The organism is Cellulosimicrobium funkei (assembly GCF_004519295.1).
Classification (GTDB): Bacteria; Actinomycetota; Actinomycetes; order Actinomycetales; family Cellulomonadaceae; genus Cellulosimicrobium; species Cellulosimicrobium funkei.
On the sequence record NZ_SOZH01000005.1, the window covers coordinates 394398 to 415057 of the forward strand.

Annotated in this window: 15 protein-coding genes; 3 read left to right on the top strand and 12 right to left on the bottom strand. The window is 71.9% G+C overall.

Annotated features, from left to right (window positions below):
• Window positions 1-55: 55 nt before the first annotated feature.
• The 10 genes from rpsG to E1O70_RS10470 form a co-directional block, all read right to left on the bottom strand.
• Complete coding sequence (gene rpsG, locus E1O70_RS10425) at window positions 56-526, bottom strand: 30S ribosomal protein S7 (RefSeq protein WP_021479870.1); 471 nt, start codon at window positions 524-526, stop codon at window positions 56-58.
• The gene (rpsL, locus tag E1O70_RS10430) at window positions 526-900 is read right to left on the bottom strand and encodes a 30S ribosomal protein S12 (protein WP_021479869.1); all 375 of its coding nucleotides are present in this window, start codon (window positions 898-900) and stop codon (window positions 526-528) included. The genes rpsG and rpsL overlap by 1 nt, the downstream gene beginning before the upstream one ends.
• 456 nt (window positions 901-1356) lie before the next feature.
• Window positions 1357-5238, bottom strand: coding sequence for a DNA-directed RNA polymerase subunit beta' (locus tag E1O70_RS10435; protein WP_061268496.1), 3882 nt, complete (start codon window positions 5236-5238; stop codon window positions 1357-1359).
• Window positions 5239-5354: 116 nt separating this feature from the next.
• Window positions 5355-8867 (bottom strand): DNA-directed RNA polymerase subunit beta, encoded by a 3513-nt coding sequence (gene rpoB, locus E1O70_RS10440; protein WP_061268497.1) that lies wholly within the window; start codon window positions 8865-8867, stop codon window positions 5355-5357.
• Window positions 8868-9402: 535 nt separating this feature from the next.
• Entirely contained in the window at window positions 9403-9792 is a 390-nt protein-coding gene (rplL, locus tag E1O70_RS10445) for a 50S ribosomal protein L7/L12 (protein WP_021483444.1), read from the bottom strand.
• Between the two features lie 114 nt (window positions 9793-9906).
• Window positions 9907-10437 carry a 50S ribosomal protein L10 gene (gene rplJ, locus E1O70_RS10450; protein WP_021483443.1) on the bottom strand — a complete coding sequence of 177 codons (531 nt, stop codon included), beginning with the start codon at window positions 10435-10437 and terminating at the stop codon, window positions 9907-9909.
• Window positions 10438-10705: 268 nt separating this feature from the next.
• A complete protein-coding gene (locus E1O70_RS10455; RefSeq protein WP_061268498.1) occupies window positions 10706-13276 on the bottom strand; it encodes a CHAT domain-containing protein in 2571 nt (856 codons plus the stop codon).
• A gap of 11 nt (window positions 13277-13287) precedes the next feature.
• A complete protein-coding gene (locus E1O70_RS10460) occupies window positions 13288-15075 on the bottom strand; it encodes a S8/S53 family peptidase (RefSeq protein WP_061268499.1) in 1788 nt (595 codons plus the stop codon).
• A 144-nt stretch (window positions 15076-15219) separates the two neighbouring features.
• On the bottom strand, window positions 15220-15717 hold the full coding sequence (locus E1O70_RS10465; protein WP_034653625.1) for a hypothetical protein: 498 nt from the start codon (window positions 15715-15717) through the stop codon (window positions 15220-15222).
• Window positions 15714-16349, bottom strand: coding sequence for an RNA polymerase sigma factor (locus E1O70_RS10470; protein WP_034653623.1), 636 nt, complete (start codon window positions 16347-16349; stop codon window positions 15714-15716). The genes E1O70_RS10465 and E1O70_RS10470 overlap by 4 nt, the downstream gene beginning before the upstream one ends.
• A 354-nt stretch (window positions 16350-16703) precedes the next feature.
• Here E1O70_RS10470 and E1O70_RS10475 point away from each other — a divergent pair, with 354 nt between their 5' ends.
• The 3 genes from E1O70_RS10475 (at window position 16704) to E1O70_RS10485 (ending at window position 19168) form a co-directional block, all read left to right on the top strand.
• Window positions 16704-17111 carry a DUF4383 domain-containing protein gene (locus E1O70_RS10475; protein ID WP_021483202.1) on the top strand — a complete coding sequence of 136 codons (408 nt, stop codon included), beginning with the start codon at window positions 16704-16706 and terminating at the stop codon, window positions 17109-17111.
• Entirely contained in the window at window positions 17108-17662 is a 555-nt protein-coding gene (locus tag E1O70_RS10480; RefSeq protein ID WP_061268500.1) for a hypothetical protein, read from the top strand. The genes E1O70_RS10475 and E1O70_RS10480 overlap by 4 nt, the downstream gene beginning before the upstream one ends.
• Window positions 17663-17872: 210 nt before the next feature.
• Window positions 17873-19168, top strand: a complete 1296-nt coding sequence (locus E1O70_RS10485) for a glycosyl hydrolase family 18 protein (protein ID WP_061268501.1) — start codon at window positions 17873-17875, stop codon at window positions 19166-19168.
• Between the two features lie 116 nt (window positions 19169-19284).
• Here the strand turns inward: E1O70_RS10485 and rplA are convergent, their stop codons facing one another.
• Together rplA and rplK are read right to left on the bottom strand one after the other, a co-directional pair.
• Window positions 19285-20001 (bottom strand): 50S ribosomal protein L1, encoded by a 717-nt coding sequence (gene rplA, locus E1O70_RS10490; protein WP_034653773.1) that lies wholly within the window; start codon window positions 19999-20001, stop codon window positions 19285-19287.
• A gap of 184 nt (window positions 20002-20185) precedes the next feature.
• Window positions 20186-20617 (bottom strand): 50S ribosomal protein L11, encoded by a 432-nt coding sequence (gene rplK / locus E1O70_RS10495; protein ID WP_021482529.1) that lies wholly within the window; start codon window positions 20615-20617, stop codon window positions 20186-20188.
• Window positions 20618-20660 lie beyond the last annotated feature (43 nt).

A 20660-nucleotide genomic window follows, 5' to 3' on the forward strand; every position in this document is an offset into this window, starting at 1 on the left:
TCGGACCCGCCGACAGCCCCGGGGACGCTCCGGTCCCCGGGGCCCGTCGTGCGGACTACCAGCGGTAGTGGGCGAAGGCCTTGTTGGACTCCGCCATCTTGTGCATGTCCTCGCGGCGCTTGACCGCGGCGCCGAGGCCGTTGCTGGCGTCGAGGATCTCGTTCATGAGGCGCTCCGTCATGGTCTTCTCGCGACGGGCGCGCGAGTAGTCCGTGAGCCAGCGCAGCGCGAGGGTCGTCGCACGCGCCGGGCGCACCTCGACCGGGACCTGGTAGGTCGCACCACCGACGCGGCGCGAGCGGACCTCGAGCGCCGGGCGGACGTTCTCGAGCGCGCGCTTGAGCACGACGACCGGGTCGCCGTCCGTCTTCGCCCGGACGCCCTCGAGGGCGCCGTAGACGATCGACTCGGCGGTGGACTTCTTGCCGTCGAGCAGCACCTTGTTGATGAGCTGCGTGACGACGGGAGACCCGTAGACCGGGTCGACGATGAGCGGCCGCTTCGGGGCCGGGCCCTTGCGAGGCATCAGCTCTTCTCCTTCTTGGCGCCGTAGCGGCTGCGGGCCTGCTTGCGGTTCTTCACGCCCTGCGTGTCGAGCGCGCCGCGCACGATCTTGTAGCGCACACCCGGGAGGTCCTTCACACGACCGCCGCGCACGAGCACGATGGAGTGCTCCTGGAGGTTGTGGCCGACGCCGGGGATGTAGGCCGTGACCTCGACCTGGGAGGAGAGCTTCACGCGAGCGACCTTGCGCAGCGCGGAGTTCGGCTTCTTCGGGGTGGTGGTGTACACGCGCGTGCACACACCGCGCCGCTGCGGGGAGCCCTTGAGGGCGGGAGTCTTGGACTTCCCCACCTTCGAGGTCCGCCCCTTGCGGACGAGCTGCTGGATCGTAGGCACTACGTCTCCGTGTCTTCTCGAGCTACCGGGGCTATCCCCGATGGTGGTCGTGCTGGCTGCTGGAGCCGATCGCACGAGGCACCCGCAGCGCGAGAGACGCTGCAGCAGCCACCTACCACCGGCTCGATGGTCCGGCTCCGGGCCGTGGGCGCGAGCGCGCCACCAGGACCGGGATCCGGAGTGCCCGGGCACTCACATCGGCCCGTCCGGAGACCGCCACGCGGCGGTGTGCGACGATCGCTCGCCCGCACCGTCCCGCCAGGGACATCACGGAGGGCCCGACGGCGCGGGCACGGTTTACCAGGTTACCTGCCACCCGGCAAGGAGTCAAAGGAGCAGGTCGCGAGCACGGCCGCTCCCCCGGGCCCGTCGTCGTCCCGCAGGAGGGACGACGACGGGTGCCCGCCGGCCACCGCGCACGAGGCGCGGCAGCCGACGGGCACCCGTCGTGGGACGTCAGCGGTAGTCGCCGAAGTCCAGGTCCTCGAGCGGGATCGCCTCGCCGGAGCCCATGCCGAGCGCCGGGAAGTCGATCTCGTCGTAGCCGAAGCTCGGGTAGAGCTCCGTCTTGGCCTGCTCGGTCGGCTCGACCTGGACCTTGGTGTACCGGGGAAGACCGGTACCGGCCGGGATGAGCTTACCGATGATGACGTTCTCCTTGAGGCCGAGGAGCGGGTCACGACGACCGCTCATCGACGCCTCGGTGAGCACGCGCGTCGTCTCCTGGAACGACGCGGCCGAGAGCCACGAGTCCGTCGCGAGCGACGCCTTCGTGATGCCCATCAGCTCCGGACGGCCGGAGGCCGGCTGGCCACCCTCCGCCACCGCGCGACGGTTCGCGTCCTCGAAGCGGCCGCGCTCGGCGAGCTCGCCCGGCAGGAGGTGCGAGTCGCCCGAGTCGAGCACGGTCACGCGACGCAGCATCTGCCGCACGATGACCTCGATGTGCTTGTCGTGGATGTCCACGCCCTGCGAGCGGTAGACCTCCTGGACCTCGTCCACCAGGTGCTTCTGCGTGGCGCGCGGGCCGAGGATGCGCAGGACCTTCTTCGGGTCCACCGCACCCTGGACGAGCTGCGTGCCGACGTTCACGTGGTCGCCGTCCTGCACGAGCAGGCGGGCACGCTTCGTCACCGGGTAGGCGATCTCCTCCGAGCCGTCGTCCGGAGTGAGCACCAGACGGCGCGAGCGCTCCGAGTCGTCGATCGCGATGCGGCCCGAGAACTCCGCGATGGGCGCCTCACCCTTGGGGGTGCGGGCCTCGAAGAGCTCCGTGACACGCGGCAGACCCTGCGTGATGTCGTCCGCGGAGGCGACACCACCGGTGTGGAAGGTACGCATCGTCAGCTGCGTGCCCGGCTCACCGATCGACTGGGCGGCGATGATGCCGACCGCCTCGCCGATGTCGACGAGCTTGCCCGTGGCGAGCGAGCGCCCGTAGCACTTCGCGCACGTGCCGACGCGCGACTCGCACGTGAGGACCGAGCGGACCTTGGCCTCGCGGACGCCCGCGGTGACCGCGGCGTCGATGAGGACGTCGCCCGCGTCGTCGCCGGCCTTGCCGACGACGTTGCCGTCGGGGTCGACCAGGTCGGCCGCGAGGGTGCGCGAGTAGACGCTCGTCTCCACCTTCGGGTGGCGCACGAGCTTGCCCGCGAGCTCCTCGGCGATCGGCAGGGTCAGGCCGCGCTCGGTGCCGCAGTCCTCCTCGCGGACGATGACGTCCTGCGACACGTCCACGAGACGACGCGTGAGATAGCCCGAGTCGGCGGTCCGCAGCGCGGTGTCCGCCAGACCCTTGCGGGCACCGTGCGTCGCGATGAAGTACTCGAGGACGGACAGGCCCTCGCGGTAGTTGGACTTGATCGGGCGCGGGATGATCTCGCCCTTCGGGTTCGCCACGAGACCGCGCATACCGGCGATCTGACGGACCTGCATCCAGTTACCACGCGCACCCGAACCGACCATGCGGTACACGGTGTTGCGGTCGTTCGCCTCGAGGTTCTCGCGCATGACCGACGCGACCTTGTCCGTCGCCTGGGTCCAGATCTCGATGAGCTCCTGACGGCGCTCGTCGTCCGTGATGAGACCACGGTCGTACTGCTGCTGGACCTTGAGCGCGCGCTCCTCGTGCTGCTCGAGGATGACGGCCTTCTCCTTGGGCGTCGCCACGTCGGAGATCGCGATCGTGACGCCCGAGCGGGTCGCCCAGCGGAAGCCGGCGGCCTTCAGCGCGTCGAGCGACGCCGCGACCTCGACCTTCGGGTAGCGCTCCGCGAGCTCGTTGACGATCGCCGAGAGGCGCTTCTTGTCGACGACCGAGTTCACGTACGGGTAGTCGACGGGGAGCGTCTCGTTGAACAGCGCGCGACCGAGCGTGGTGTCGAAGAGGATCGGCTGACCCTCCTCCCAGCCCTCGGGAGCCTCGAAGCCGGAGACCGGCGGGACGAGGTCCGTGATGCGGATCTTCACCCGGGCGTTGAGGTCCAGCGTGCCCTGGTCGAACGCCATGATCGCCTCGGCCACGGAGCCGAACGCACGACCCTCGCCCTCGGCACCCTCGCGGTCGCTCGTCAGGTGGTACAGACCGATGATCATGTCCTGCGAGGGCATGGTCACCGGACGGCCGTCCGACGGCTTGAGGATGTTGTTGCTCGAGAGCATGAGGATGCGGGCCTCGGCCTGCGCCTCGGCGCTCAGGGGCAGGTGGACGGCCATCTGGTCACCGTCGAAGTCCGCGTTGAACGCGGCGCAGACGAGCGGGTGCAGGTGGATCGCCTTGCCCTCGACGAGCTGCGGCTCGAACGCCTGGATGCCCAGGCGGTGCAGCGTCGGTGCACGGTTGAGCAGCACGGGGTGCTCGGTGATGACCTCTTCGAGCACGTCCCACACGACCGGGCGGGCACGCTCGACCATGCGCTTCGCGCTCTTGATGTTCTGCGCGTGGTTGAGGTCCACGAGGCGCTTCATGACGAACGGCTTGAACAGCTCGAGCGCCATCTGCTTCGGCAGGCCGCACTGGTGCAGCTTGAGCTGCGGGCCGACGACGATGACCGAACGGCCCGAGTAGTCGACGCGCTTGCCGAGCAGGTTCTGACGGAAACGACCCTGCTTGCCCTTGAGCATGTCCGAGATGGACTTGAGCGGGCGGTTGCCCGGGCCGGTGACCGGACGACCACGGCGGCCGTTGTCGAACAGCGAGTCCACGGCCTCCTGGAGCATCCGCTTCTCGTTGTTGACGATGATCTCCGGCGCACCCAGGTCGAGGAGACGCTTGAGGCGGTTGTTCCGGTTGATCACGCGGCGGTACAGGTCGTTGAGGTCGCTCGTCGCGAAGCGGCCACCGTCGAGCTGCACCATCGGGCGCAGGTCCGGCGGGATGACCGGGACGGCGTCGAGCACCATGCCCGTGGGCGAGTTCGTCGTGGTGAGGAACGCGTTGACGACCTTGAGGCGCTTGAGGGCACGCGTCTTGCGCTGGCCCTTGCCCGAGCGGATGGTCTCGCGCAGGGACTCGGCCTCCGCCTCCAGGTCGAAGTCCTGGAGACGCTTCTGGATCGCCGCGGCGCCCATCGAGCCCTCGAAGTAGGTGCCGTAGCGGTCCTGGAGGGCGCGGTACAGCATCTCGTCACCCTCGAGGTCGGCGACCTTGAGGTTCTTGAAGCGGTCCCACACCTGCTCGAGACGGTCGAGCTGGGCGTCGGCGCGCTTGCGGATCTGCGCCATCTCGCGCTCGGCCGAGTCGCGGACCTTGCGGCGCGCGTCGGCCTTGGCACCCTCGGCCTCGAGCTCGGCCAGGTCGGCCTCGAGCTTCTGGGCGCGGGAGTTGATGTCGTTGTCGCGGGCGTCCGCGATCTCCTTCTTCTCCAGGTCGATCTCGTTCTGGAGGTTCGGGAGGTCCTCCTGGCGGCCCTCCTCGTCGACCGAGGTGATCATGTACGCCGCGAAGTAGATGACCTTCTCGAGGTCCTTCGGGGCGAGGTCGAGCAGGTAGCCGAGGCGCGAGGGCACGCCCTTGAAGAACCAGATGTGCGTGACCGGCGCGGCGAGCTCGATGTGGCCCATGCGCTCACGACGCACCTTCGAGCGCGTCACCTCGACGCCGCAGCGCTCGCAGATGATGCCCTTGAAGCGCACGCGCTTGTACTTGCCGCAGTAGCACTCCCAGTCCCGGGTGGGGCCGAAGATCTTCTCGCAGAAGAGTCCGTCCTTCTCGGGCTTGAGGGTGCGGTAGTTGATGGTCTCGGGCTTCTTCACCTCACCGTGCGACCACGCACGGATGTCGTCGGCCGTGGCCAGGCCGATACGCAGCTCGTCGAAGACGTTGACGTCGAGCAAGTTGTCCTACTTCCTTCGCCTGCCGGGACCGGCCGTGGCCGGCCCCGACGCCAAAAAGACGGTTGGTGTGGGGGTCGTCGGTGGGAGCGGGGTGACCCGCTCCCACCTGCCCGAGATCAGATCTCGTCGACGCTGGACGCCGCGTTGGGGCGGCGCGACAGGTCGATGCCGAGCTCTTCGGCTGCGCGGTACACGTCGTCGTCCGACTCCCGCATCTCGATGGACACGCCGTCGCTCGAGAGCACCTCGACGTTCAGGCACAGCGACTGCATCTCCTTGAGGAGGACCTTGAAGGACTCCGGGATGCCCGAGTCGGGGATGTTCTCGCCCTTGACGATCGCCTCGTAGACCTTGACGCGACCGGGCACGTCGTCCGACTTGATCGTGAGGAGCTCCTGGAGCGTGTAGGCCGCGCCGTACGCCTCGAGGGCCCACACCTCCATCTCGCCGAAGCGCTGACCGCCGAACTGCGCCTTACCACCGAGCGGCTGCTGGGTGATCATCGAGTACGGGCCGGTCGAGCGCGCGTGGATCTTGTCGTCGACCAGGTGGTGGAGCTTGAGGATGTACATGTAGCCCACCGACACGGCCTCGGGGAACGGCTCGCCGGAGCGGCCGTCGAAGAGGCGCGCCTTGCCGTCGGCGCCGACCATGCGGTCGCCGTCGCGGTTCGGGATCGTCGTCGAGAGCAGGCCCGTGAGCGCGTCCTCGTGGACGCCGTCGAACACCGGGGTGGCGACGGGACGGCCCGGCTCGGACGTCGCGGCGATCTCGGGGACGTTCTCCTTCCAGGAGAGGTCCTTGCCCTCGGCGAGCGAGATGTCCCAGCCCTGCTTCGCGACCCACCCGAGGTGGGTCTCGAGGACCTGGCCCACGTTCATACGACCGGGGACGCCCAGCGGGTTGAGGACGACGTCGACCGGCGTCCCGTCCTCGAGGAACGGCATGTCCTCGACGGGCAGGATCTTGGAGATGACGCCCTTGTTGCCATGACGGCCGGCGAGCTTGTCGCCGTCCGTGATCTTGCGGCGCTGCGCGATGTAGACGCGCACGAGCTGGTTCACGCCCGCGGGCAGCTCGTCGCCGTCCTCGCGGTTGAACTCGCGCACGCCGATGACCGTGCCGGACTCGCCGTGGGGCACCTTGAGGGACGTGTCGCGCACCTCGCGCGCCTTCTCGCCGAAGATCGCGCGCAGGAGGCGCTCCTCCGGGGTCAGCTCGGTCTCGCCCTTCGGCGTGACCTTGCCGACCAGGACGTCGCCCGCGCCGACCTCGGCACCGATGCGGATGATGCCGCGCTCGTCGAGGTCCGCCAGGACGTCCTCGGAGACGTTCGGGATGTCCCGCGTGATCTCCTCGGGGCCGAGCTTGGTGTCGCGCGCGTCGACCTCGTGCTCCTCGATGTGGATCGAGGAGAGCACGTCGTCCTGCACGAGACGCTGGCTGAGGATGATCGCGTCCTCGTAGTTGTGGCCCTCCCACGACATGAACGCCACGAGGAGGTTGCGGCCGAGCGCGAGCTCGCCCTCGTCGGTCGCCGGGCCGTCCGCGAGGACGGAGCCGGGCTCGACGCGCTGGCCCTCGTCGACGAGCACGCGCTGGTTGTAGCTCGTGCCCTGGTTCGAGCGGCGGAACTTCGCGATCCGGTAGCTGCCGGTCGTGCCGTCGTCGTTCGCGACGAGCACGAGGTCGGCCGAGACCTCGGTGACGACACCGGGCTTCGTCGCGACGACGACGTCGCCCGCGTCGACGGCCGCGCGCCACTCCATGCCGGTCCCGACGAGCGGGGCCTCGGAGCGGACCAGCGGCACGGCCTGGCGCTGCATGTTCGCACCCATGAGGGCGCGGTTCGCGTCGTCGTGCTCGAGGAACGGGATGAGCGCCGTGGCGACCGAGACCATCTGGCGCGGCGAGACGTCCATGTAGTCGACCTGCGCGCCGGGGACGATCTCGACCTCGCCGCCCTTGGTGCGCACGAGCACGCGCTCGTCCGCGAAGGAGCCGTCGGCGTTGAGCGTCTGGTTCGCCTGCGCGATGACGTGGCGGTCCTCGTCGTCGGCCGTGAGGTAGACGACCTCGTCGGTCACCTTGCCCGCCGTCACCTTGCGGTACGGCGTCTCGATGAAGCCGAACGGGTTGATGCGCCCGTACGACGCGAGCGAGCCGATCAGACCGATGTTCGGACCCTCAGGGGTCTCGATCGGGCACATGCGGCCGTAGTGCGACGGGTGGACGTCACGGACCTCCATGCCGGCGCGGTCGCGCGAGAGACCACCCGGGCCGAGGGCCGAGAGACGACGCTTGTGCGTCAGGCCCGCGAGCGGGTTGTTCTGGTCCATGAACTGCGAGAGCTGCGACGTGCCGAAGAACTCGCGGATGGACGCCACGACCGGGCGGATGTTGATGAGCGTCTGCGGCGTGATCGCCTCGACGTCCTGCGTCGTCATGCGCTCGCGCACGACGCGCTCCATCCGCGACAGGCCCGTGCGGACCTGGTTCTGGATGAGCTCGCCGACGGCGCGGATGCGGCGGTTGCCGAAGTGGTCGATGTCGTCCGTCTCGACGCGCACCTCGACGGCCTCGCCGTTGCGCGTGCCCGGGATGCTCGCGTGGTCCGCGTGCAGCGCCGCGAGGTACTTGATCGTCGCGACGACGTCCGAGACCGACAGCGTGGAGTCGCTGAGCGGCGCGTCGATGCCGAGCTTCTTGTTCGCCTTGTAGCGGCCGACCTTCGCGAGGTCGTAGCGCTTCGGGTTGAAGTAGAAGTTCTCGAGGAGCGCGCGGCCGGCCTCGACCGTCGGCGGCTCGCCCGGGCGGATCTTGCGGTAGAGGTCGACGAGCGCCTCGTCCTGCGTGTGGACGTGGTCCTTCTCGAGCGTGTCGAGCACGGAGGGGAAGTCCGCGAACTGCTCGCGGATCTCGGACTCCGTGAGGCCGAGCGCCTTGAGCAGCACGGTCACGGACTGCTTGCGCTTGCGGTCGACGCGCACGCCGACGGCGTCGCGCTTGTCGATCTCGAACTCGAGCCAGGCACCGCGCGACGGGATGATCTTTGCGGAGAAGATGTCCTTGTCGCTCGTCTTGTCGGCGGCGCGCTCGAAGTAGACGCCGGGCGAGCGGACGAGCTGCGAGACGACGACGCGCTCGGTGCCGTTGATGATGAACGTGCCGCGCTCGGTCATGAGCGGGAAGTCGCCCATGAAGACCGTCTGGCTCTTGATCTCACCGGTGTTGTAGTTGACGAACTCCGCGGTGACGAACAGCGGCGCGGCGTACGTGAAGTCCTTCTCCTTGCACTCGTCGGCCGTGTACTTCGGCGGCTCGAAGCGGTGGTTGGAGAACGACAGCGACATCGAGGACCCGAAGTCCTCGATCGGGGAGATCTCCTCGAAGATCTCCTCGAGACCCGACGTCGAGGGCACGTCCTGGCGCCCGGCCTCGGCCGCGGCGGCGACGCGCGCCTGCCACGCCTCGTTGCCGAGCAGCCAGTCGAAGCTCTCGGTCTGGAGGCCCAGCAGGTCGGGGACCTCGAGCGGCTCGAAGATCTTGGCGAAGGAGAGGCGACGCGATGCGGTGCGGTTCGCGATGGCGTCGGCGGACGGAGCAGAAGGGGTGCGCGAGGCAGCCAAGAGGGGTCCTTCCCTGCAGATCGAAAGAACGCTGCACCGGCCGGGCTGGACACGATCACCGCCGCCACGACACCTCGCGGACGCGCACGTACGTCGTCGAGGGGGTCGGGGGTATATGAGATCGGGGGCACAGGACAGCGCAAAGCGTGAGCATACCCCAAGAAGGCGTCGCCACACAACCTCGGGGCGCACTCCCCCGCCCGGACGCGGGCGCTGCGCGCCTCGCCGGTACTCGCACGGGCCTCGTCGCCCGTCCTCCGGCCCGCCGTGCGGGCCTGAACCTGCTGCTGTCGACCTCGCTGTCCTGCGTCGTCGACCCGCACATGGTGGCACACTCGTGGCCGTTCCGTGAAGCCGGTGCGCCGACGCCGTCGGATCCCGGTCGCCCCGGGACGCGGCGCGACGCCGCGGGGCCGCCCCCGGGCCCTCCTGCCCGCCCGGCGCCGCCGCCGGGGAACGACGAGGCCCGCACCCCGGGCGGGGTGCGGGCCTCGTGCGGCGTGCGACCGGTCCCGTCAGGACGGGACCGGTGCGATCACTTGAGGGTGACCGTGGCGCCGGCGCCCTCGAGGGCAGCCTTGGCCTTCTCGGCCGTCTCCTTGTTCGCGCCCTCCAGGACCGGCTTCGGGGCACCGTCCACGAGGTCCTTGGCCTCCTTCAGGCCGAGGGACGTGAGCGCGCGCACCTCCTTGATGACCTGGATCTTCTTGTCGCCGGCAGCCTCGAGGATGACGTCGAACTCGTCCTTCTCCTCCTCGGCCGGGGCGTCGCCCGAGCCACCCGCGGGGGCGGCGACCGCGACGGCGGCGGGGGCGGCGGCGGTGACCTCGAAGGTCTCCTCGAAGGCCTTCACGAACTCGTTGAGCTCGATGAGGGTGAGCTCCTTGAACTGCTCGATGAGCTCGTCGGTGCTGAGCTTCGCCATGATGGCGTTCCTTTCGGTCGGTGCTCGGCAGCGGCCCGGTGCGGGCCTGCCAGAAGCGGGGTGTGTGCTTGCGCTGCGTGGATCACGAGACCGGGGCGTGCCCCGGGCGCGGGATCAGGCGGCAGCGCCCTCCGATTCCTGCTTCTGACGCAGGGCATCGATGACGCGGGCGGCCTGGGCGGTGTTCGCGGTGAAGACGTAGGCAGCCTGGAAGAGCTTGGCCTTCATCGCGCCGGCCGCCTTGGCCAGCAGGACCTCGCGGGACTCGAGGTCCGCGAGCTTCGTGACCTCCGCGGCGGTCAGGGGGCGCCCGTCGAGGACACCGCCCTTGATGACCAGCGCGGGGTTCGCCTTGGCGAAGTCACGCAGACCCTTGGCTGCCTCGACCGGGTCCCCGGTGACGAAGGCGATTGCCGACGGGCCCTGCAGGTCGGCGTCGAGTCCCTCGACACCGGCCTCCTTGGCCGCGATAGCGGTCAGCGTGTTCTTCACCACGGCGTAGGTTGCGTTGCCGCTGAGCGACCGACGCAGCTGCTTGAGCTGCGCGACGGTGAGCCCGCGGTACTCGGTCAGCACGGCAGCGTTCGAGTCGCGGAACTTGTCCGAGATCTCGGCGACTGCGGCTGCCTTGTCCGGCCTCGCCATGGCAATCCTTCCGGTGGTGGTACCACCGGCGTCCGTCCCGGGACGAGAAAGAGCCCCGCGCAGGCGCGGGGCTCGCAGTCGCACGCGCGGCGGGGCCGGGCGGACGTCGTCGATTCGCTACCTGCGCTGGCCTCCACCTCGTGGGCGGGACTTCGGTCCGTCACGTCCTGCAGACGGAGTCTGCGGGCAGCGTCGGACGACCGGCGGTCTTGGGTACACGCTGATCTTACGGGACGACGTCGCGTGCTCCAAACCGCGGCCCGTGCCGTCAGAGCACCAGCGGGCCGAAGCAGACCAGCGGTACCGGCTCGGGCTCGTCGGCGACCGCCCGGGCGAGCGCCGTCCCCGGCATGGCGCCGTCGCGCAGCTCGGCGTGGAGCGACGGCATGACGCGCGCCGCGACGTCGTCGCGCAGCGGGGCCACGCTCGCGATCACCGCGCGGGCGCCGAGCCGCAGCAGGACGCTCGTCAGGCCGAGCGACTCGCCGCCGATGCGCGGCGTCGAGAGCCCCACCTCGCACGCCGACAGCACGACGACCACACCGTGCAGGTCGGTGCCGTCGAGCTCGTGCGCGAACAGCGGGCCGTCGGCGAGCCGGAGCGACGAGAACAACGGGTTGTCGGTCTCGTGCGTGCCGTGCGCGGCCAGGTGCACGACCCCCGCGGTGCGCAGGCCGTCGACGACGGCCTCGCACGTCGCCTCCTCCCCCGCGAGCGCCTCGGCCCCCTCCCACACGGACGCGACGAGCTTCGCCTCGGCGCCGGAGAAGCGCAGGCCCGGTCCGGCGACGACGAGCGCCTCGTCCGTCCGACGCACCGGCTCGCCGTCACGCAGGTCCACCCACGAGTTCGCCCACGTGCGCAGCCCGCGCCGCGAGGGCAGCGAGGCCCACGGCAGCGCGAGCAGCAGGTCGCGGGCAGCGACGTGGAGGTCGCCGTCCGCCTCGAGCGGGACGACGAGCGCGTCGTCGAGCGCGGCCAGCGTCCGGGACAGCGAGCCGACGGCGGCCTCGCGCATGGGGACCGGGATGAGCACGTTCGACAGGACCGCGAAGTCCGCGCGCGCACGACGCACCTGCTCGGCGACCGCTGCGCGCGACGCGAGGCGCACGAGCCGAGAACCCCGGGCGCTGACGCGGACGGCGAGCACGTCGTCGCCGTCCAGCATGAGGTCGGCCACGACCGCGTCGGACCCGGCGTCGGCCAGCGTGGCGCGCAGCCGCCGCTCCGACGCGGGGACCGGGGCCGCGGCCCCTCCCCCGTGCTGCCAGGAGCGCCGTCGTGCGTCGTCCTGGAGGCGCCGCGCCGCCTGGAGGTGGTCCTGCCGGCGCGCGAGGCTGGCCGCGTCCGAGGGCGCCCCCAGCGCGCGGGCCGCCTCGACCTCGCGCCGGGCGGCGGCGAGGAGGTCCGCGAGGACCGGGTCCGCCGGCGGGCGCACGCGGCCCGTCCCGGCGAACGCCGCCCGGCCACGCTCGACGGCGTCGAAGATCGTCCCGGGGCGCCGGGTGCGCAGCGCGGCCTCGACGTCGACGTTGCCGAGCCGCACGCCGTGCACCGCGGACGCCGTCACCGCGTCCACGGACCCCAGCCGCGCGCGGTGGTCCGCGAGCGCCGCCTGGCCGCGCCGCACGGCGCGGACGCCGGCGCGCCGGTCGCCGGCCACGAACGCGAGCTGCGCGAGGACCGCCTCGTGCTGGAGCCGGACGGGGAGCGGCGCGCGGCCGAGCCGCGGGGGCACGGCCCGCAGGACCTCCTGCGCACCGCGCACGTCGCCCGCGGACACGAGCCACTCGACGGCGAGGAGTCGCGCGGGGACCGTGATCCCGAGACCCGAGACGCTGCCCAGGGTCTCGCCGTCGCGCGCGAGGTCGAGCGCCCAGGTCGCGTGCCGACGGGCGCGCGCCGGGCCCACGGGGGTCGCGCGGTGCTCGGTGAGCGCCGCCTGGAGCTCCGCGACGCGGGCGCGCAGCACCCACGGCCTGTTGCCGAGGCGGTCGAACCGGCGCGACGCCGAGCGCGCGAGGCGCCGCGCCTCGGCGTACCGCCGCAGGCCGAGCACAACGCGCGACCGGACCAGCTCGACCTCCGCGAGGTCGCGCAGCATGCGGTAGCGGGAGAGGTGCTCGCGCGCCTCGCTCAGCGCCTCGTCCGCCTCCGTGAGCAGGCCCGCGTCGAGCAGCACCTGCGCGCGGTCGATGAGCCCGACGGCGGCGTGCCGGTCCGGCGCCTGCGCCGCGGCCTCGTCCATGGCGCGCAGGGCGACCGGCAGGTCGCCGCGCAGGTACTCCGCGTACCCGAGGTTGTGCCGGGCCTTGGACACCAGGAGCTCGTCCCCGAGCGCGGTGGCCCGGTGGACGGCGTCGTCGAGGTCGCGGCTCGCCCCCTCGGCGTCGCCCAGCTCGAGGCGCAGGGAGCCGAGGTTGAGCAGCAGGACGGCCGCGTCGAGGGGGCGCGCGTCGTCGATGACCTCGGCCGCCGTCTCCAGCTCGTCCAGCGCGGCGGAGACGTCGCCGGTCCGCAGCCGCAGGAGCCCGCGCTGCGACCGTACGACGAGGGCCAGGTCGCGCCTGGCCAGCGCGGCGCCGCGCGCCTCGACCTCGGCGAGCCGTTCGTAGGCGCCGTCGACGTCGCCCGTGAGCTCGAACTCGGCGAGCGCGAGCCCCAGCAGGGCGCGCGCGGCCAGGTAGGCGTCGTCCCGGCTCGCGCCCTCGCCCGCGGCGTCGACGTCCTGGACGATCTGCGCGAACGCGCGGCTCGCGCGCCGGTGCTGGCCGCGCGCGTTCACGGCCTGCGCAGCGGCCAGCCGGGCCTCGAGCACCTCCCGGCCGCTGCGCACCACCGCTCATCACCTCATGCGTCGTCACCCGGGGTCGGGACCAGACCCGTCGCCAGGGTAATGGACGGCCACAGCCAGGCGCAGCGGTCCGGCGCGCCCTGGCCGGGCTGCAGGACGTCCGGGTCCGTCGGGTCGTCGCCGATCCGCTCGAGCAGGGACGCCGCGAGCTCGCCCGCGAGGACGGGTGCCGCGAACGACGTCCCGCTCCACGTCGCGAACCCGCCCTGGAACCCCTCGGGGTCGATCGTGGCGCGGTATCCCGGGCCCCAGAGCTCGGGCACGTGGCGCGAGGGCGCGACGGCGCCGTCGATCGTGCGCGGGATCGTGGACACGAGGGCCGCGCCCGGGCGGGTGCACGTGATCCAGGGGCCGTCGTTGCTGAAGAGCGACACCGTCCCGTCCGGGTTCTCCGCACCGACCGTGAGGACCGGCGGCTCGTCGAGGAGCAGCGTCACCCCCTCGAGCGGCACGGGCGGCTCCGCCTTCCTGTTGATCCGCGGGGCGAACGCCGCGGGGTAGGTCGGGCGGGTCTGGCCGTCGTTGCCCGACGACACCACGACGACGACGCCGTACCGGCGCAGCGCGCGGATGAGCGCCCCGAACGGGGCGTCGAAGTCCGCGTCCTCGGGGCGCTCGTGGTAGTACCCGAGAGAGAGCACGAGGACGTCGATCGGCGCGTAGCCGTCGTGACCGGACAGGCCGAGCACGTGCCACAGGAGCACGCGGCGCAGCGTCCGCAGCAGGTCGCGCTCCGGCACGACGCCCGACCCGCCGTAGAGACGCGGGGCGAGGATGACGGCGTCCGGGCAGAGCTGGTGCACGAGACCCGCGATGAACGTCCCGTGGCCCGCGACCGGGTCGAGCGGACCGGTGAGGGGCGAGACCGACACGCCGCCGATCTCCGGGTCCTCGTACGGGTACTCCGTCGGCGGCAGCGTCGACAGCGGCTGACCGAGCAGCTCGGGGTCGCGCACGACGATCGTGCCGCGCGTCTCGAGGTCGTCGTCGAACCACGGGTGCTCGCCGACGCCGGTGTCGAGCACGGCGACGACGGGGCGACGGACACCGTCGCCCGCGACCCACGGAGTGTCCCCCGCGGGCAGCGCGCGGCGCGGCACGGGCCCGATCCAGCTCACGGGCGTGCGGCCGCCCGAGCCCGGCAGGGAGTACTCCGCGGTGCCCGCGAAGGGGTGCGGCTGCGTGTAGGGGTGGGGCTGGGTGTACGGGTGCGGCTGCGTGTAGGGGTGGGGCTGGGTGTACGGGTGCGGCTGCGTGTACGGGAACGGCTGGGTGTACGGCTGGCCGCCGATGAACGGGGTCGGCGCGACCATGTGGTCGAGCGCGAGCCGCGGGCTGTGCCGGTCGTCGGGGCACAGCCGTCCACGCAGCTCCTCGACGAGGTGCCAGGCGTCCGGGAGCTGCCCCTGGGCGTCGTCGCGGTAGCGCAGGCGCACGGAGTAGCCGAACGTGCGGAGCAGGTCGGTCGTCGTCTCCGGGTCGAGGCCCGCCTCACGGACGAGCTCGGCGTCGTCGATGCTCTCCTGCTGCACCTCCACGCGGAGGCCGAGACGCTCGGCCGCGCGCTCGAGCCACCGCAGCGAGCGGTTCCCCTCGCGGTCGAACGGCGACTCGGGGATGAGGATGCGGTCGCCCACGTACCAGGTCGGGTGCGGGGACTGCTGCCCGGCGCGACGCTGCGCGGCGACCGGGTCGATCGTGCGGGTGCGCCACTGGAGCCGGCTCGGCCGGTCGCCGAAGAAGCCGGGGTCCGCCGCGGCGGGGGGTTCAGGGGTCTCGCTCACGTGCTCCTCCTCGGGAGATGACGTTCGTCCGGTGCCGCGCGCGTCGTCGTCGACGGGCGACCGCCCGCGCAGCGCTGCGCGGGGGAAGGGTTTCCTGGTGCTGCGGTCGGTAGGCCGCGGGCGTCGCCCGCGGCCCACCGGGTGCTAGAGCTCGACGACCGGCGTGCTCACGGCACCGCCGGCCCCGTCGGCGCGGCGGACCACGAGGCTCGCCGGGCCGCGGTCGACGGCCTCGAAGACGAAGCGGCCGTCGTCGTCGCTCGTCGTCTCGCTCACCACGCCGGGGCGGTGCAGCTCGACGCGCAGCGCCGTCGCGGGGGCGGCCCAGCCGTCGATGCGGATGCGGCCGTCGTCCGTCGGGGACAGCGAGATCATCACCGTGACGGACTCGGACGTGAACGTGATCGTGCGCGCCTCGACGGGCGGCGCGTCGCCGCGCACGGACGTCGCGGGAGCCTGGACGTACTCCAGCTCCATGACCTCGGCCTCGAGCCCGGCGAGCGTGATCGCGAAGAGCGACCGCTCGACGAGGCCGTCCGGGACGGGGTCGATCTCCTCGGCGATCCGCGCGAGGTCGGCCAGGAGGGCGAGGTCGACGGCGTCGAGCGGCTCGTCGGGGCTGTGCGTCGGCTCGGTGCTCATGATGCTTCCCACGGTTCCCCCTGGTCGTCGATGATGTCGCGCAGCTTGGCGAGGCAGCGGCCCCGCGTGGAGCCGATGCTCCCGACGGGCATGCCGATGGCGGCCGAGATGGCCTTGTAGTCCGGACGGTCGGCGAGCGACACGAGGTGCAGGAGCTGGCGGCAGCGTTCCGGCAGCCGGTCGAGCGCGGCCCAGAGGGAGCGGTCGCGCTCGTTGCGGAGCACCTCGACGTCCGGCGTCGGGTCGCCCGACGGGAGCTCGGGGACGCCCTCGTCGGTGTCGTCCGGGAGCTCGGTGCGCCGTCGGGCCTCGTCGCGGTGCTTGCGCACGGCCTCCCAGGCCGCGCGCTTGGCCGTGATGAGCAGCCACTTGAGGACGGCGTGCGGTTCCTTGATGGTCATCGCGTTGCGCACGAGCGCGACCCACACCGTCTGGACGAGGTCGTCGGCCTGCTCGCGCTCGACGCCCTGCGCGCGCACCGTGTGCCACAGGAGGGGGGAGGCCTCGCGGACGAAGTCACCGAGCGCCTCCGGGCGGCCGTCGCGGTACTCCAGGAGCGCGAACGCACCCCGGTCCCCCAGGCTGAGGCCCGGTTCGCCGGTGTCGGCCACCTCGTCGGTCGTTCTGGTCATGGGGCGCACTGTCCTCGGCACGCTCGTCCGGTCAGGCATCAGCGGGGGGTCCCCGGAAGCGCCTGATTCTACGGCCGGGCCGGTGGGGTCGACAACCATCGTCACTGGTCACACCCCTCCCGGCTCGTGCGGTTGCGTCGCATCTCGTCCCTCCGGCACACGGGCGGGAGCGTCTGGTCGGCGCTCCTCCACCCGGACGAGAGGGGCGGACCGCCCGTCTGATACATCGCGGTCGGCTCCGTCCGGAGCGATCCCTGTCCCGGACCCGCACCGGCGGACCCGTCCGGATCCCGCACCGCTCCGAACCCGGGGCGACGCGCGGAGAGGCCGCGCGACCACCGAGCGGAGACCACCATGACCTCGTCCCCGAACCGCCTGCTCGCAGCCGTCTTCGGCACCGTCTACCTGCTGGTCGGCCTCGCCGGCTTCGTCGTGACGTCGGGGGTCGGCTTCGCCGCCACCGAGGGCCGCAACCTCCTGCTGTTCGAGGTGAACCCCCTGCACAACATCGTCCACCTCGGCATCGGGGCGGCGCTGCTGCTCGCGTCGCGCAGCGTCCGGGCCGCGCGCGGCACGAACGTCGCGATCGGCGCGGTGTACCTCCTCGTCGGCGTGGTGGGGCTGTTCCTCGTCGACACCGGCGCCAACATCATCGCGCTCAACGGCGCCGACAACGTGCTGCACCTCGCCAGCGCGCTGCTGCTCCTCGGCGTCGGGCTCGCCGCGGACCGCGAGGACGCGGGCCGCGCCGTCACGGCATGACGACGCCCGTCCCGACCCGCCGCGTCGGCGCCGCGCTCGCGCTGCTCGGCGCCGGGATCGTCGACCTCGGGCTCGTCCGGGGCGCGTTCCCGGCGCCGTCCGGCCTGCTCGCGCTGGCCACCGGGGCCGGGGAGCTCGTCGTCGCGCTCGTGCTCCTCGCCCGCGGGCCGCGGCCCGGGCGCCCGACGGCGGTCCCGCGCGCCGGGATCGCCCTGCTCCTCGTCGCGACCATCGCCGGGGTGGCCGTGCCCGTCGCGTCCGGCGTGCCGCTCTCCGCGGGTGCGGCCGCCGCAGCCGCCCTGCGGGTCGCGACGGCGTGCGTCCTCGCCCGCCCGGCGCGCGTCCCCGCCGACGGCCCGCCGGCGCGCGCCGGGGCGCGGCTCGTCGCGCTCTTCTCGGTGTCCGTCATGGTCGCCGCCGTCGCGACGTTCGGTCTCGGCGGGACCGACGCCGCGCGGCACGCCGTGCCGCACGGGTCCCACCTGCCCGTCCTGGGGCACCTGCCGGGGCACGGCCCGGCCCACGACGGCGGGCCCGGCACCGCGCCGTGAGGGCCCGACGGCGGCTGCCCCCGGCGCGGCGCCACGCCGCCCGGAGGGTACGAGTTCTCCCGTAACCGCGGGGCCCGAAGTTCCGGGGAATCCCTCATGCCGCGCGGCGGGCACCGGGCCTAGCGTCGGGAGCGACCCCTGCACCCACACCGCGGGTGCGGACCGGCGAGGCGCGACGACGCGCCCCGCCCGAGCACGAGGAGCACCTCCGTGAGAACAGTCCTCCCCGGCCGCACGCGCGGCCTCACCGGGCGCGCGCTGCGCGCCCTCGCCTCCGTCGTCGCCGCGGCGACCGTCGTCGCGGGCGGAGCGCTCGCCGCCGCGCCCGCGACCGCCGCGGCGCCGTCGGCCGCGCCCGCCGCTCCCGTGAGCGCCGCCGCGCCGTCGGGCAGCACGCAGTGGCTCACCGGCTACTGGCACAACTTCGACAACGGCTCCGTGACGATGCGCCTGTCCGAGGTCCCCCAGGCGTACAACCTCGTGGCGATCGCGTTCGCGGACAACCTCGCCGGGACGCCCGGTGGCATCACGTTCAACCTCGCGAGCGCGGAGCTCGGCGGCTACACCGAGGCCCAGTTCAAGGCGGACGTGGCGGCCATCCGGGCGCAGGGCCGCAAGGTCGTGATCTCCGTGGGCGGGGAGAAGGGCAACGTCATCGTCTCGAACGCGACCGAGGCGAAGAACTTCGCCGACACCACGTACGCGCTCATGCAGAAGTACGGGTTCGACGGCGTCGACATCGACCTCGAGCACGGCATCAACGCCACGTACATGTCGAGCGCCCTCCACCAGCTCGCGGCGAAGGTCGGTCCGAGCCTGATCCTCACCATGGCGCCGCAGACGATCGACTACCAGGCGACGAGCATGGGGTACTACCAGCTCACCCTCGCGATCAAGGACATCCTCACGATCGTCAACACCCAGTACTACAACTCCGGCTCGATGATGGGCTGCAACCAGCAGGTCTACTCGCAGGGCACGGTCGACTTCCTCACCGCGCTCACCTGCATCCAGCTCGAGATGGGCCTGCGCCCCGACCAGGTGGGCATCGGCGTACCGGCCGTGCCGCGCGCCGCGGGCGGCGGCTACCAGCCGCTCGCGAACGTCGTCAAGGCCGTCGACTGCCTCGAGGTCGGCACCGGCTGCGGCGCCTTCAAGCCCGCGAAGCCGTACGGCAAGATCGGCGGAGTCATGACCTGGTCGATCAACTGGGACAAGACCAACGGCTACCAGGTCGCGTCCGTGATCGGCGGCCGCCTCGCGAGCGGTCCGACCACGCCCACGGAGCCGACCAACCCCACCGAGCCGACCAACCCCACCAACCCGACGAACCCCACCAACCCCGGGACCTGCACCGCGACCGCGTGGTCGGCCTCCGCCGTCTACACCGGTGGCGCCCGCGTCTCCCACCAGGGCCGCACCTACGAGGCCAAGTGGTGGACCACCAACGAGAACCCCGCGCAGAGCGGGCAGTGGGGCGTCTGGAAGGACCTCGGCGCCTGCTGACCCGGCCGGCGGACCCTCGGGCGACCTGCTGAGACGACGACGGCGCGGCACCCTGGTCGGGTGCCGCGCCGTCGTGCGTGGTGCGGACGGAGGACCGTCCGCGGGGAGGACTGCCGTCAGGCGGCGTCGTCCTCGAGCAGCTTCGTCGTCTTGGACTGGTCCAGCGGGATGCCGGGGCCCATCGTCGTCGTCAGCGTGGCCTTGGTGATGTACCGGCCCTTCGAGGACGACGGCTTGAGACGCAGGACCTCTTCGAGGGCCGCCGCGTAGTTCTCCACGAGCGCCTTCTCGTCGAACGAGACCTTGCCGATGATGAAGTGCAGGTTGCCGTGCTTGTCGACACGGAACTCGATCTTGCCGCCCTTGATGTCCGACACGGCCTTCGCCACGTCCATCGTCACGGTGCCGGTCTTCGGGTTCGGCATGAGACCACGGGGGCCCAGCACCTTGCCCAGACGACCGACCTTGCCCATGAGGTCCGGCGTCGCCACGGCGGCGTCGAAGTCGGTGTACCCGCCGGCGACCTTCTCGATCAGGTCGTCGCCGCCGACCTCGTCGGCACCGGCCGCACGGGCCTCCTCCGCCTTCGCCGCGTTCGCGAAGACGATGACGCGGGCGGTCTTGCCCGTGCCGTGGGGGAGGTTGACCGTGCCACGGACCATCTGGTCCGCCTTGCGCGGGTCGACACCGAGGCGGAACGCGACCTCGACGGTCGCGTCGTACTTCACGGTCGACGTCTCCTTGGCGAGACGGATCGCCTCGAGCGGCGCGTAGAGACGCTCGCGGTCGATCTTCTCCTCGGCGTTGCGGTACGCCTTGCTGCGCGTTGCCATCTGCTTCTCCTTCTGCAGTCGTGGTCAGCGGGTCCGCGCGGACCCTGCCACTGCCGCCCACGGTCGTGGACGGACACTTCCGATGTTGCCACGCTCGGCCCGACGCATGGTCTGCTCGGGCCGAGCGCCGCTCACGCTCCGGCAGGACTCGCTGGCGCTCGTCCTACCTCCGCGCTCGCTCTGCTCAGCCCTCGACAGTGATGCCCATCGAGCGGGCCGTGCCGGCGATGATCTTCGACGCGGCGTCGAGGTCGTTCGCGTTGAGGTCCTCGAGCTTGGTCTGGGCGATCTCGCGCACCTGGTCCGCGGTGATCTTCGCGACCTTGGTGGTGTGCGGCGTCGCCGAGCCCTTCTGCACGCCCGCGGCCTTCTTGATGAGCTCCGCCGCCGGCGGGGTCTTCGTCACGAAGGTGAACGAGCGGTCCTCGTAGACCGTGATCTCGACGGGGATGACGTTGCCGCGCTGCGACTCGGTCGCCGCGTTGTAGGCCTTGCAGAACTCCATGATGTTCACACCGTGCTGACCGAGCGCGGGGCCGATCGGCGGCGCGGGCGTCGCCGCACCGGCCTGGATCTGGAGCTTGATGAGGCCGGAGACCTTCTTCTTGGGAGGCATGACTCTTCCCTGGCTTTCTTCTCGTGGGCCGACGCCGTGGGCG

Bases quoted from the DNA above. Each gene is read 5' to 3' on its own strand.
- rplK (WP_021482529.1), bottom strand. From the start codon at position 20,617: ATGCCTCCCAAGAAGAAGGTCTCCGGCCTCATCAAGCTCCAGATCCAG.
- E1O70_RS10470 (WP_034653623.1), bottom strand. From the start codon at position 16,349: ATGACCAGAACGACCGACGAGGTGGCCGACACCGGCGAACCGGGCCTC.
- rplJ (WP_021483443.1), bottom strand. From the start codon at position 10,437: ATGGCGAGGCCGGACAAGGCAGCCGCAGTCGCCGAGATCTCGGACAAG.
- rplL (WP_021483444.1), bottom strand. From the start codon at position 9,792: ATGGCGAAGCTCAGCACCGACGAGCTCATCGAGCAGTTCAAGGAGCTC.
- E1O70_RS10465 (WP_034653625.1), bottom strand. From the start codon at position 15,717: ATGAGCACCGAGCCGACGCACAGCCCCGACGAGCCGCTCGACGCCGTC.
- E1O70_RS10480 (WP_061268500.1), top strand. From the start codon at position 17,108: ATGACGACGCCCGTCCCGACCCGCCGCGTCGGCGCCGCGCTCGCGCTG.
- rpsG (WP_021479870.1), bottom strand. From the start codon at position 526: ATGCCTCGCAAGGGCCCGGCCCCGAAGCGGCCGCTCATCGTCGACCCG.
- E1O70_RS10475 (WP_021483202.1), top strand. From the start codon at position 16,704: ATGACCTCGTCCCCGAACCGCCTGCTCGCAGCCGTCTTCGGCACCGTC.
- rplA (WP_034653773.1), bottom strand. From the start codon at position 20,001: ATGGCAACGCGCAGCAAGGCGTACCGCAACGCCGAGGAGAAGATCGAC.